This window comes from Sphingomonas trueperi, assembly GCF_040545665.1.
GTDB lineage: Bacteria > Pseudomonadota > Alphaproteobacteria > Sphingomonadales > Sphingomonadaceae > Sphingomonas > Sphingomonas trueperi_B.
The window spans coordinates 64,817-77,580 of the sequence record NZ_JBEPMH010000005.1 but is presented as its reverse complement, the minus strand read 5'-3'; the positions used below and the strand labels follow the sequence as shown (position 1 = coordinate 77,580).

Sequence of the window (12,764 nt, the reverse complement as noted above, 5' to 3'; positions counted from 1 at the left end):
ATCAGCGGCGGACGGCCGGATGCGCGGCCTTCCAGGCCATCGCGTTCTCCAGCCGGTGACGAATGCTCGGATGCTCGTAGAACAGGATTTCCTCGAGCCGCCCCGGCGAGGGCGCGCGATAATCGACGGTCTTGAGCAGCGCGCGGGCGGCACCGTCCGGCGCGCGGGCGTGCTCCAGCCCATAGCGATCGGCATCGAGCTCCACGGTGCGCAGCGCGGTGTTGATCAGCGGGGTGGTGAGAAACACGAAGGTGGAAAAGATCACCACCAGCACCGGCAGGCCGGCGGGATCCGCCAGGGTGCGGTCGCCCGCCCCCAGCAGTCGCGCGACCGGGGCGAACAGCCGGTCGATCGCCAGCAGCGCGACGGCGACCAGCACGGTCATGAACAGCGTCAGCCACAGCAGGTGCTGGTGCTTGTAATGGCCGATCTCGTGCCCGACGACGGCGCGGAGCGCGGCGGTGTCGACCGGGGTCGCCACCATCCCCTCGCCCAGCACGATGCGGGCGAAACCGCCCAGACCATCCACGCGGGCGGTGTAGCTGGGGCCGTCGCCGCCATGGGCCACCACGATCTGCTCGGCCGGGGTGCCGGTCTCGTGTGCGATCGCCACGACCGTCTCGCGGACCGGGCCTTGCGGCAGCGGCGTGAACTTCTGGAACACCGGGCCGAGCAGCACCGGCTGGAGCACGATCGCCGCGAACAGCGCGATCGCCGAGATGCCGGTCCCCCAGAGCCACCAGCGCCGCCCGGTCTTGCGAATCAGCAGGTAGAGCAGCACCAGGAAAATGCCGCCCGAGATCGCCGAGAAGATCGCGCTGATCAGCGACTGCGCGAACCATGCCCCGCCGGCGATGCGGGTGATGCCGTAGCTGCGCTCGCGCCACCAATCGGCATAGGCGCTCCACGGCAACAGCAGCGCCCAGTGGAGCAGGAAGAAGGTGGCCGCCACCGCGAAGACGGCGCGGTTCTTGCGGTCCTTCGGTCCCGCGGCCTTGGCGGCGATGCGCCGCATCAGGCCCGTTCGCAGGATCACGATCGGCACGAGAATCGAGAACAGCCACCCCCACAGCACCAGCCAGTGCCCGCCCTGGGTATAGGCGGTGGCCAGCGCCGCGCGGGTGGCGGGGATCGTGGCAAGATACTGATCGGTTGCGGTTGCGGGATTCATGAAAGCGGTCGCCTGCCGGGGGGAGAGACGGAAAAGCAGCGGGGCAGCCGTGCACGGCCGCCCCGCTGCGAGAGGATCAGGCGCCGACCGGGATCGGGTTTTCGACCATCGACTGGTTGAAGGCATCAAAGAAGGCGTGTTCGCCCGAGCCCGGATTGTCGCGCAGCATCTGGATCGCATCGACGAACACTTCCGGCGCGTCACCGCCCAGCTTCGACATGGTTTCGGCGATGAAGGCGTCGAGCGGCATGGCGCGCGGGTCGCCGCTCTTGTGGATCAGGTCGGTGTCGACCCAGGGCGGCGCGATTTCCTGCACCTGCACCTTGGTGCCCCGCAGCTGGAACCGCTGCGACAGGGTGTAGGAGTGCAGCGCCGCCTTCAGCGCCGAATAGACGCCGTTGGTCGCGATCGGCACATAGGCCAGCACCGAGGTGTTGTTGAGGATCGCGGCATAGGGCTTGGTCTTCAGATGCTCGATCAGCGCCGAGGTCATGCGGATGGGCCCAAGGAAGTTGGTCGTGTAGATCCGGTCGACCAGCGCGTCGGCGATCGGCGCGCCGGGATCGTCGAACGGCATGATGCCGGCATTGTTGATCAGCACGTTGACGTCCGGATGCTCGGCGAGCAGTTGCTTCGCGGCCGCCTGGATGCTGGCCGGATCGGTGATGTCGAGCGCGATGCCCGCCATGCCCGGATTGGCGGCGACGATCTCGTCGATCAGCGCCTGGCGGCGGCCCGAGACGATCACCTTGTTGCCCAGCTTGTGGAACGCCTCGGCCAGCGCACGGCCGATGCCGGAGGTGGAGCCGGTGATGAAGATGGTATTGCCCTGCATCTGCATGGGATGGGTCCTTCTATCTGGATTTGAAGCTGAAAATTCGGGTCAGGCGAGCGCGGCGGCGCGGTAGCGCGGCGCCGGCTCGGCATGGGCGAGGTCGGCAGCGATGGCGCGACGCTCGGCGTCATGCGCTTCCCAGCGGCCGTCCTGCTGGAGCGGCGGAACGGTGACGAGTTCGCCCAGGTCGAAGCCGGCAAGGGCTGCATCGACCATGTCGGTGGCCGCCATCACCTTGGGGCTCTCGGCATAGGCACCGAAGCCGGCGATGTCCCAGAACTCGGTCGCCGTGCCGCCGGGCAGCACCGCCTGGACGCGCACGCCCTTGTCGGCCAGCTCGTGGTGCAGGCTCTGCGAGAAGGCGAGGACGTAGGCCTTGCTGCCGCCATAGACGCCGTTGAGGATTTCCGGTCCGATCGCGGCGATCGAGGAGATGTTGATCACCGCCCCCGCGCCGCGTGCCACGAAGCCGGGCACCGCCGCATAGGTCAGTCGGGTCAGCGCGGTGACGTTGAGGTCGATCATCGCTTCCATCTTGTCGATGTCGCTGCCGAGCAGCGGCGTGACCGAGCCGAAGCCGGCATTGTTCACCAGCAGCGTGATACTGGCATTGTCGCGCAGGATCGCCTCGACGCGGCGCAGGTCCTGCGAGGCGCCCAGATCGGCGACGACGACGTTGACCGAGCGGCCGGTTTCGTCGGTGATCTTGCTGGCGACCTCCTGCAGCCGCTCCTGGTTGCGGGCGACGAGGATCAGGTCATAGCCGCGCCGCGCCAGCCGGTCGGCATAGATCGCGCCGATGCCGCTCGATGCGCCGGTGATGACGGCGGTGCCCTTGGAATTCGCGTTCATGTTCAATCTCCCTTGGAAGGCCGCGCTGGCCATGCCGCATATCTAGGCTTGTCGTTCTCCGTCCGAAATGTCATAAACACGGCAAATTCGGACATTGGATGACGGTTATGCGCAAGGTCGGTTTTCTGATTCACCCAGGCTTCTCGCCGATGGGATTCGCGGTCGCGACGGCGTTCGAGATCGCCAATCTGCAGGCGGGGGCGCCGGTCTACGCGGTGCACATGCTGTCCGAGCTCGGCGGTCCGGTGCGGACCTCGGTCGGCTTCCCGGTGATGACCGAGGCGCTCGACTCCGAGGACTATGACCTGCTGCTGATCGGCGGCGGCATGGAGGAATCGAGCGCCGAGACGATCGCCTTCGTCCGCCGCGTCGCGGAACGGGCGCGCCGCGTGGCGGCGACCTGCACCGGTGCGTTCCTGCTGGCGGAGGCCGGCCTGCTCGACGGCCGCCGCGCGACGACGCACTGGGCCCGCGCCCGCGAGCTGCAGGAACGGTTTCCCGCCATCAAGGTGGAGGAAGACCGCATCTTCATCGCCGACGGCCATGTCTGGACCTCGGCGGGGATGACGGCGGGCATCGATCTCGCGATCGCGCTGATCGAGGAGGATATCGGCATCGAGGCGGCGCGCGGCGTCGCCCGCAAGCTGGTGATGTACCACCGCCGCACGGGGGGCCAGTCGCAATTCTCCGCGCTGCTGGAGCTGGAGCCCAAGTCCGATCGCATCCAGACCGCGCTCGCCTATGCCAAGCGCAACCTCGCCCAGCGGCTGAGCGTCGAGGATCTGGCGGAGGTCGCGCATCTCAGTCCGCGCCAGTTCAGCCGGGCGTTCCAGGCCGAGACCGGCCAGTCGCCCGCCAAGGCGGTGGAGCATCTGCGGCTGGAGGCGGCGCGCGCGATGATGGAGGATTCCAACCACTCGATCGACGTGGTCGCGCAACAGACCGGGTTCGGCGATCGCGACCGGATGCGCCGCGCCTTCCTGCGCGCCTTCGGCCAGCCGCCGCAGGTGATCCGGCGCGCGGCGCGGCCGACCATGTCGATCGCCGCCTGAACGCCGGCGGCCGGGCATCCGGGTGCCGTCCATGGCCCGGATCTACCGGTCGCGGCCGACACTTGCCGATCCATACGCCGGTATCGCGACATCCCACCCCGGCACGACCATCCCGCGCGCAGGGTGCGGCATACCGGTGGATAGTTGTTCGGACCCGCCCCGTGGCGGCACACCCATGGCTCCGCTTTCCCTTGGGCGAACGCCCCACTTGGAGACCATGATGCGACGCACCGTCATCGCCGCGCGGCAGCGTGCCGCCCGCACCCTGCGCCAGCAGCGCGAGCGCCGGCAGCGCTGGGCGCTGGTGGCACGGATCGCGGTGCTGGGCTGCGTGGCCGCGTTGCTCGCCTGGCTCCTCTATCCGCTGTTCAAGGATGCGGTGATGAGCGCGATCGTCAGCGGATTGGTGCTCGCCATCTTCCTCGCGCTCCTCGCCCGCAGCGGCGAGCGCGCGGTCAGGGAGACGGAATGACCACCAGGCCCTTGCCCTCGGCTGCCATCGCCGCCTGCACGGCGGGGCGCTGGTTGACCACGGCAAGGAAGCGTTCGATCCGGGGCAGTCCGGCCACCTCGAACTCGAAATAATAGGCCCAGCCGGCGATCACGAACAGATAGGCGTCGGCGGCGGTGAAGGTCTCGCCGGTCAGATAGCGCCGCCCGTCCAACGCCGCGTCGGCGATGGCGAGGCGCTTGAACAGGCGATCCCGTGCGAAGGCCATCGCTTCCGGCGAAAGCGCCCAGCGCAGCGGGATATAGCCCTTGTGCAGCTCCGCGGCGACGAAGCTCTGCCACTCCATCACCCGGTAGCGCGCCATCGTTCCGGCCTCGGGCATCAGGTCGTGCCGGCCGGCGCGGTCGCAGATATACTGCGCGATCACCATATTCTCGGTGAGGCTGGTGCCGTCGTCCAGTTCGAGCAGCGGCACCATGCCGCGCGGCGCGACGCCGCGATAGTCGCTGCCGTCGGCGCGGGTCTTGGCGCTGACGTTCACCACCTCCAGCTCGAACGGCAGGCCGGTCTCGCGCAGCAGGATATGGACCGACAGCGAACTCGCGCCGGGATGGGTGTAGAGCTTCACGGTATCTCCTCTTGATGGCGCAGCCGCGCCTGTTCCAGGCTGGCGAGCAGCAACAGAAGCTGGCCGTTGGAATAGCCGGCGCGGCGGAACAGCGTGACGTCCTCGTCCGCCAGGCGCGCACCGCCGATCTGGGCGCGTGCGGCGATGCGGCTCAGCACCTCGAGCCGGTCGACCGCCATGCGCCGGACGCGGGGCCCGCCGAACAGGCCGCGGAGCAGTGCCCCCAGCCGGAACAGGCCGCCGCGCGCCTCGATGCCTTCCTGCTGGCCGATCGCGATGGCGAGCCATTCGAGCGGGGTGAAGCCGCAACGGTCGCGGTCCTGCCCGATGCCCTCGAGGGCGAGGCCCACCGCCTCGGCATAGGGGCCGGCATGGCCTTCGAAGCGAAGCTGCGGACTCTGCATCATCGGGCGCCTCCTCCGGCTGCGGCTGCGGGTTGCTGGAGCTGCACGATCGCTCGCTTTGCGCCGCACCGAAATCGTACGGTCGGCCAAGCGGGGGCATACGGCCGTATGGCTGCGCATGGCGGCCCGCGCAGGTAGGTTCGGCCGCGTATCAAACCAGCATTTTCGAGGGGCGCATGCTCGAGCTATCGATCAACGGCGAGGCGCACAGCGCCGACGTGACGGCGGATGTGCCGCTCCTCTGGGTCCTGCGCGACGTGCTGGGCATGACCGGCACCAAGTTCGGCTGCGGCATCGCCCAGTGCGGCGCCTGCACCGTCCATCTCGACGGCCAGCCGGTGCGTTCGTGCCAGCTGCCGGTCGGCCTGGTCGGCGCGCGCAAGATCACCACGGTGGAAGGCGTCGGCGCCACGCCCGCCGGCGCCGCCGTGCAGAAGGCATGGCTGGACCTGGACGTGATCCAGTGCGGCTATTGCCAGTCCGGCCAGATCATGTCCGCGGCGGCGCTGATCGCCAGCACCCCCGCCCCCACCGATGCGGACATCGATGCGGCGATGGCAGGCAATATCTGTCGCTGCGGCACCTATGTCCGCATCCGCGAGGGCATCAAGAAGGCCGCGGCGGAGCACCACGCATGAACGCCGCGGCACCTACCCGCCGCCAGCTGCTGCGCGGCATGGCCGCAGGCGGCTTCGTCCTCGCGGTCGGCCTGGCCGGCGGACAGCTCGCCGTCGCGGGTGACGAAGCGCATGCCGCTGCCTTCGCGCCCGACGCCTTCATCCGCATCGGCACCGACGGCAAGACGACGATGATCATGCCCCAGGTCGAGATGGGCCAGGGCATCTACACCACGCTCGCCATGCTGATCGCCGAGGAGCTGGACGTCGATCTCGCCACGGTGACGCTTGCCGAGGCGCCGCCCAGCGACGCGCTCTACGGCAACCCGATCTTCAAGGTTCAGATGACCGGCGGCTCCACCTCGGTGCGGGCCTATTTCCTGCCGATGCGCAAGGCCGGCGCGGCCGCACGCGCGATGCTGGTGCAGGCAGCCGCTGCCCGCTGGAGCGTCGATCCGGCAAGCTGCACCACGGAGAACGGGCAGGTCCACCATACCGCCAGCGGCCGTTCGATCGGCTACGGCGCAGTCGCCGCTGCTGCAGCCCGGCTCAAGCCACCGGCCGAGCCGGTGCTGAAGGACCCGAAGGCGTTCCGCCTGGTCGGCAAGCCCCACCACCGGCTGGACACCCCGCACAAGGTCGACGGCAGCCTGCAATACGGCATCGACGCGATGCCCGAGGGCGTAAAGTTTGCCACGCTTTGCGCCAGCCCGGTGCTGGGCGGCAAGGTCGCGCATGTCGACGATAGCCAGGCAAAGGCGCTTCCGGGCGTCCGCCAGATCATCGTGCTCGACGATATCGTCGCGGTGGTCGGGGACCATATGTGGGCGGCCAAGCAGGGACTCGATGCCCTCGCCATCACCTGGAACGACGGGGCCAACGCCGCCGTCTCCACCGAAACGCTGTGGCAGGGCCTGCAGGCCGCCGCCGCCCAGCCCGGCGTGACGGCCAAGCCGGGAACGGCGGTCGACGCAACCGCCGCCGACGTGATTTCCGCGCGCTACGAGATCCCGATGCTCGCCCATGCGCCGATGGAGCCGATGAACTGCACCGTGCACGTGAAGCCCGGCGCCTGCGAGCTGTGGGTCGGCACCCAGGTCAGCACCATGGCGCAGCGCATCGCCGCCAAGGTGCTCGGCCTCGCGCCCGAGGCGGTAACGGTCAACAACCACCTGATCGGCGGCGGCTTCGGCCGGCGGCTCGAGGTCGACATGGTCGAGAAGGCCGTGCGCGTCGCGCAGAGGGTGGACGGGCCGGTCAAGATCGTCTGGACCCGCGAGGAAGACATCCAGAAGGCGATGTATCGCTCGGTCTATGGCAGCTGGATGGCCGCCCGGATCGACAAGGGCATGCCCGTGGCGCTGTCGCACAAGGTCGTCGGTCCGGCGGTGATCGCGCGCTTCCTGCCGCCCGCCTTCACTGGTGGCATCGACATCGACGCGATCGACGCTGCGGCGGAGACGCCCTATGTCCTGCCCGACCTGACCGTCAGCTATGTCCGCCACGAGCCGGTGGGCGTCCAGACCTGCTTCTGGCGTGGCGTCGGGCCGAACAACAACGTCTTCTCCACGGAGAGCTTCGTCGACCTGCTCGCGAACAAGGCGGGCAAGGATCCACTCGACTATCGCCGCAGCCTCACCGATCCCAAGGGCCGGGCACGCCATGTGCTCGATCTTGCCGCCGAGAAGGCCGGCTGGGGCACGCCGCTGCCGGCGCGCTCGGGGCGCGGCATTTGCCTGCAATTTGCGTTCGGCAGCTATCTCGCGACGATCGCCGAGGTCGCCGTGGCGGATGACGGGACGGTGCGGGTGCAGCGCGTGGTGACCGCGGTGGACTGCGGCGTCACCGTCAACCCGGACGGGGTGATCTCGCAGATCCAAGGCGGCCATGTGTTCGGCCTGTCCGCCGTGCTCCACCAGCAGATCACGCTGGAAAAGGGCCGCGTGCAGCAGAGCAACTTCCACGATTACCGCGTGCTGCGCATCGACGAGATGCCGCAGATCGAGGTGCATCTGGTCCCCAGCGCCGAGGCGCCGGGCGGCATCGGCGAGCCGGGCACGGTGAGCGTGCAGCCGGCGGTGGCCAACGCGGTCTATGCCGCGACGGGCGTGCAGCTGACCCGCATGCCGATCGACCCCACTCTCATCGCACGAAAGGCCTGACATGGCGATCCGCACCCGCACCATCGCCCTGCTCGTGGGCGCTGCCGTGGTGATCGGCGGCGGCGGCATCGCCGGCCGCATGCTGTTCCTTCCCGGCCCGCTCGATTTCGCGGGCGGCACCAAGGTCGCGCTGGCAGACTATAAGGGCCCCTCGCCCGTCGGCGTGCCGGCCGAGCTGGCCAATGCCAGCCTGATCGAGAAGGGCCGCTACCTGACCGACGCGGCCGATTGCCGCGCCTGCCACACCACCAAGGGCGGCACGCCGTTCGCGGGCGGCCGGCCGTTCAAGCTGCCCTTCGGCACGCTCTACACGCCCAACATCACGCCCGACAAGGAAACCGGCATCGGCAACTGGACCGACGCGCAGTTCCTCCGCGCCGTGCACCAGGGCATTTCGGCGGACGGCACGCGGCTCTACCCGGCCTTCCCCTATGCCTCCTACTCGCTGATGCCGGATGCGGACGTGCTGGCGATCAAGGCCTATCTCTTCTCGCTCCAGCCGGTGCGACAGGCCAACCTGCCCAACACGTTCCACTTTCCCTACAATCAGCGCTGGCTGATGGGCTTCTGGGGATATTTCTTCAACAGGGACAAGCGCTTCGAGGCGATCGCCGAGCGCAGCCCGGAATGGAATCGCGGCGCGTATCTGGTGGAAGGCCCGGCGCATTGCGGCGAGTGCCACACCCCGCGCACCCTGGCGCAGGCGATGAACACGCGCCAGAAGTTCGCCGGCGGCGTCGCCGAGGGCTGGAATGCCTACAACATCACCAGCGATCGCACGACCGGCATCGGCGCGTGGAGCAAGCCGGAGATCGAATCCTATCTCGCCACGGGCCATGCGAATGGCCGCAGCGTCGCCTCGGGCCCGATGCGCGAGGCGGTCGACCTCAGCTTCTCGAAGCTAACCAAGGGCGACATCGCCGCCATCGCCACCTATCTGCAGACCATCCCGCCGATCCACAGCGCACGCCTGGGGGCGCCCGCGGCCTTTGCAGCCGCCTCGCACGCACAGGGCCCGACCGACAATCCGATCGGCAAGCGGGTGTTCGAGCAGGCCTGCGTCAGCTGCCATGCGTGGAGCGGCAAGGGCTCGCTCACCGCCGATGCCCAGCTCACCGCCAAGAAGGCGGTCAGCGATCCCACCGCGGCGAACGTGGCGCTGATGGTGCTGCAGGGCACCGGCCCGCAGACCGCCGGCCGGCCCTATATGCCCGGCTTCGCGCACAGCTATAGCGACACCGAGATCGCCGCCGTCGCCAATTACGTGACCGCACGCTTCGGCACGATGCCGTCCAAGATCGCACCGAAGGAAGTGGGCAAGCTGCGGGCCGAATAAGCCCGCCCCCCCATACTCCGGTAGGGGCGCGTGGGATTTTACGGATGGCGACGCGTGCGGTATGTTACGGTCCGTTGCTGCGCCGTGCCGCTTCGGTTCGCTCCAGCAGGAGAATGGGAATGCTGGCATTGCGAGAAGAACACGCCGAACCTGTACTGGCCGATAGTCAGATCTTCGTCGTCGACGACGATGCGATGATCCGCGAGGCGCTGGTCGATCTGTTCGGCTCGGTGGGGCTCCACGCCGAAGCCTTCCCCTCCACCCGCGCCTTTCTCGACGCGCCGCGCCGCGACGTGCCGAGCTGCCTCGTGCTCGACGTGCGGATGCCCGAGGAAAGCGGCCTCGATCTCCAGCGCCGCATGAACGACCAGGGCCTGCGAATCCCCATCATCTTCATCACCGGCCATGCCGACGTACCGATGTCGGTACGCGCGATGAAACTGGGGGCGGTGAACTTCCTGCCCAAGCCGTTCCGCGACCAGGAGCTTCTGGATGCCGTGGCCGAGGCGCTGCGCACCGATGCCGAGCAGCGCGCCGCCGATGCCGGTACTGCCGAGCTGCGCAAGCTCGCCGAGCGGCTCACCCCGCGCGAGCTGGACGTGCTCAAGGCGGTCGACCGCGGCCTGCTCAACAAGCAGATCGCCTATGAGCTCGGCATCGCCGAGATCACCGTGAAGATGCACCGCAGCAGCGCCTTCCGGAAGCTCAAGGCGACCACCGTCGCCGACATGATCCAGAAGGTTCGCGCGCTCAACCTGCGCTGATCGCCTGCGCCTCGTCCGCCGCGACGAGGACGAAGCGGAACCTTGCCCCGCCTTCCGGTCGGTTCCCCGCCTCCAGTCGCCCGCCCATGCCGTCGACGATCGATCGGCAGATCTGCAGGCCCATGCCGATCCCGCCCGCCTTGGTGGTGAAGAAGGGCTGGAACAGCTTGTCGAGATGGGCCTCGGCGATCCCCGGGCCGGTATCCTCCACGCACACTTCGACGCCCTCCGCCACGGGCTGGACCGACACCAGGATGCGGCGCACGCCATTGCTGTCGCGCAGGGCATCGGCAGCGTTGCTGACGAGGTTGACGAGGACCTGCTGCAGATTGACCCGATCGGCGAGCACCAGGGGCGTCCCCTCCGCGCAGGTCACCTCGATCGTCGCCCGCGCGGCGCGCAGCTGCCGCTCGAGCAGTTCGCGCAGTTCGGACGCGAGCGCGCAGAGGTCCACGGGCTCGGCGGGCCGGTCGCCCGCGACGATGGTGTCCCGCGCGCGCGCGATGATCGCGGCGATGCGCTGGGCCGCCTGGTTGATCCGTTCCAGCACCCGTGCGGCGAGTTCCGGGTTAGGGGCGTCCCCCTGCAGCGTGCGCAGACCGGTGCGCGCGTCCATCAGCAGCGAGGCGACCGGCTGGTTGAGTTCATGCGCGATCGATGCGGAATAGGCGCCCAGAGTCGCGGCACGGTTGGCGCGTGCCAGCTCGGCCTGCGCCCCGCGGCGAAGTTCCTCGATCCGCTCGCGCTCGGTGAGATCGACCAGGCTCGACAGGTGCAGCCCGTCGCCCAGCGTGCTGACCGAGAAGTAGACGGGAACCCGAAGCCCGTCCTTGCCGATCAGCACGGTATGGCCGTTCAGCGTCGTTTCGCCGGCATAGATCATCTCCAGCTGCTGGAGCTGCACCTCCGGCCCGTCCTCCGCATTCTCGGCCGGCGGCTTCGCGGCCAGTTCGGTGAGATCGGCATAGCCCATCAGCCTGGCCAGCGCCGTGTTGACGCGGGTGGTGCGGATCAGGCCGAGGCAATGCGCGAGTTCGTCCGGATGGTCGGCAAAATAGGCGCGCAGGTCGCGCACCCCGGCGCGGCGCAGGTCCTCCAGGATCGGCAGGGTCGCGCCGAAGTCCATCTCGGCAAAGCTGATGCTGCTCAGCTCGAACAGGCTGGAGTTGCGCACCTGCTCCTTGGTCAGCGCGGCGGTGCGCTCGGCAACGAGGGTTTCGAGCGTCGCGTTCAGCTCCCGCACCTGCTCCTGCATCGTCACCTGATCGTGCACGTCGGTGTTGCTGCCGTAATAGGCGAGCACCTGTCCGTTCGCGTCCCGCACCGCACGAGCGGAAATCAGCATCCAGCGATATTGACCACTGGCGTGTCGCAGGCGGTAGGTAACACGGATGTCCGCGCCGGCTTCGAAGCATGCGCCGACATGGGCCAGGAACGCCGGCGCCTCTTCGGGGTAGAGATCGGGCGTCCAGTCCTGCGTTGCAATGGCGTCGGCAATGCTGCGGCCGGTAAGGTCTGCATACGCCCGATTGAAGAAGTCGATCCGGCCGTCGGGCGTCGAGCGCCATAGGATCTGCGGCACCGAATCGGCGAAATGCTCCATCTCGCGCCGGCTGATCTCCAGCGCCTCGCGCACGGCCGCCAGCCGCTGGTGGCTGACCAGCAGCGCACCGGTAACGCCGATCGCTACGCAGGCGAACAGCACGCGCAGGACATTGCCGGAATCCGGCGCAGCGCCATGGACGAGGCACCAGGAGAGCAGCGCCAGCACGATGCAGCCGCCTGTCGCCAGCCAAATCTCTCCCTCGTCGCCCGCCGACGCGATGAGCATCGGCACGAGAAGGTAGAGGATGGCGATCGACGCGTCGATTTCGGCGATGGAATCGCACCAGAACACCATGGCCGCCAAAGCGACGGCGGCGGTCCGCAGCGCCACTCTGGTCCCGTTCGCGGTCATATGGCTCCTGCTCGTGGCTCGGGCGGTTGCCCACCGGGACGTTGGCACAGCCATCGCTGGGACCATCCTATACCGGGGTAGGTGCGCCGCCGCCACCTCCCGCCATACCCCCGTCTAGGACGGCCCCGCCCCCCGCCCCTGCTACACCGTTGCTCGCCCGCAACGGGCAGAAATTTGGAGAAAAATCATGCACATGATGGATTGGAACGGCTATCGCGAGCAGGTACTGACCGGCGTCGGCGGTCTCGGCAAGCTCACGCCGGACACGGTGCGCGGCTATGCCACGCTGGGCGGCGCGGGCGCGAAGACCGGGCATCTCGACCAGAAGACCCGCGAGCTGATCGCGGTGGCCTGCGCCGTCAGCCTGCGCTGCGACGGCTGCATCACCGTCCACACCGATGCCGCGCGCAAGGCCGGCGCGACCCCGGAGGAGTTGGCCGAAGCGCTCGGCGTGGCGATCAGCCTGAATGCGGGCGCGGCGCTGGTCTATTCGACGCGCGCGATGGATGCGTATTCGGACCACGAATGATACGCC

13 protein-coding genes are annotated in these 12,764 nt (G+C 68.6%); 7 read left to right on the top strand and 6 right to left on the bottom strand.

Annotation, left to right across the window (positions count from 1 at the left end):
- Position 1: 1 nt before the first annotated feature.
- The 3 genes from ABIC65_RS16110 to ABIC65_RS16100 all read right to left on the bottom strand — a co-directional run bounded on the left by ABIC65_RS16110 (position 2) and on the right by ABIC65_RS16100 (position 2,858).
- Positions 2–1,171 carry a M48 family metalloprotease gene (locus ABIC65_RS16110; protein ID WP_354310114.1) on the bottom strand — a complete coding sequence of 390 codons (1,170 nt, stop codon included), beginning with the start codon at positions 1,169–1,171 and terminating at the stop codon, positions 2–4.
- 76 nt (positions 1,172–1,247) lie between these two features.
- Positions 1,248–2,012 carry an SDR family oxidoreductase gene (locus tag ABIC65_RS16105; protein WP_354310113.1) on the bottom strand — a complete coding sequence of 255 codons (765 nt, stop codon included), beginning with the start codon at positions 2,010–2,012 and terminating at the stop codon, positions 1,248–1,250.
- Positions 2,013–2,054: 42 nt separating this feature from the next.
- Complete coding sequence (locus tag ABIC65_RS16100; protein ID WP_354310112.1) at positions 2,055–2,858, bottom strand: SDR family NAD(P)-dependent oxidoreductase; 804 nt, start codon at positions 2,856–2,858, stop codon at positions 2,055–2,057.
- 98 nt (positions 2,859–2,956) lie between these two features.
- On the opposite strand from ABIC65_RS16100, the gene ABIC65_RS16095 reads away from it, so the two are divergent.
- Together ABIC65_RS16095 and ABIC65_RS16090 are read left to right on the top strand one after the other, a co-directional pair.
- The gene (locus ABIC65_RS16095; protein ID WP_354310111.1) at positions 2,957–3,910 is read left to right on the top strand and encodes a GlxA family transcriptional regulator; all 954 of its coding nucleotides are present in this window, start codon (positions 2,957–2,959) and stop codon (positions 3,908–3,910) included.
- A gap of 217 nt (positions 3,911–4,127) precedes the next feature.
- Complete coding sequence (locus tag ABIC65_RS16090) at positions 4,128–4,382, top strand: hypothetical protein (RefSeq protein ID WP_354310110.1); 255 nt, start codon at positions 4,128–4,130, stop codon at positions 4,380–4,382.
- Here the strand turns inward: ABIC65_RS16090 and ABIC65_RS16085 are convergent.
- Positions 4,366–4,989 carry a glutathione S-transferase N-terminal domain-containing protein gene (locus ABIC65_RS16085; protein WP_354310109.1) on the bottom strand — a complete coding sequence of 208 codons (624 nt, stop codon included), beginning with the start codon at positions 4,987–4,989 and terminating at the stop codon, positions 4,366–4,368. The genes ABIC65_RS16090 and ABIC65_RS16085 overlap by 17 nt on opposite strands.
- The gene (locus ABIC65_RS16080) at positions 4,986–5,396 is read right to left on the bottom strand and encodes a hypothetical protein (RefSeq protein ID WP_354310108.1); all 411 of its coding nucleotides are present in this window, start codon (positions 5,394–5,396) and stop codon (positions 4,986–4,988) included. The genes ABIC65_RS16085 and ABIC65_RS16080 overlap by 4 nt, the downstream gene beginning before the upstream one ends.
- Before the next feature lie 173 nt (positions 5,397–5,569).
- Between ABIC65_RS16080 and ABIC65_RS16075 the strand changes: the two genes are divergently transcribed.
- The 4 genes from ABIC65_RS16075 (at position 5,570) to ABIC65_RS16060 (ending at position 10,272) form a co-directional block, all read left to right on the top strand.
- Complete coding sequence (locus ABIC65_RS16075; protein ID WP_354310107.1) at positions 5,570–6,031, top strand: (2Fe-2S)-binding protein; 462 nt, start codon at positions 5,570–5,572, stop codon at positions 6,029–6,031.
- Complete coding sequence (locus tag ABIC65_RS16070; protein WP_354310106.1) at positions 6,028–8,172, top strand: xanthine dehydrogenase family protein molybdopterin-binding subunit; 2,145 nt, start codon at positions 6,028–6,030, stop codon at positions 8,170–8,172. The genes ABIC65_RS16075 and ABIC65_RS16070 overlap by 4 nt, the downstream gene beginning before the upstream one ends.
- A 1-nt stretch (position 8,173) precedes the next feature.
- Positions 8,174–9,508, top strand: coding sequence for a c-type cytochrome (locus ABIC65_RS16065; protein WP_354310105.1), 1,335 nt, complete (start codon positions 8,174–8,176; stop codon positions 9,506–9,508).
- 119 nt (positions 9,509–9,627) lie between these two features.
- A complete protein-coding gene (locus tag ABIC65_RS16060; RefSeq protein ID WP_354310104.1) occupies positions 9,628–10,272 on the top strand; it encodes a response regulator transcription factor in 645 nt (214 codons plus the stop codon).
- Here ABIC65_RS16060 and ABIC65_RS16055 read toward each other — a convergent pair.
- Positions 10,259–12,229, bottom strand: a complete 1,971-nt coding sequence (locus ABIC65_RS16055) for a sensor histidine kinase (protein ID WP_354310103.1) — start codon at positions 12,227–12,229, stop codon at positions 10,259–10,261. The genes ABIC65_RS16060 and ABIC65_RS16055 overlap by 14 nt on opposite strands.
- A gap of 187 nt (positions 12,230–12,416) precedes the next feature.
- Here ABIC65_RS16055 and ABIC65_RS16050 point away from each other — a divergent pair, with 187 nt between their 5' ends.
- Positions 12,417–12,758, top strand: a complete 342-nt coding sequence (locus ABIC65_RS16050) for a carboxymuconolactone decarboxylase family protein (RefSeq protein WP_354310102.1) — start codon at positions 12,417–12,419, stop codon at positions 12,756–12,758.
- The last annotated feature ends 6 nt before the right edge of the window (positions 12,759–12,764 follow it).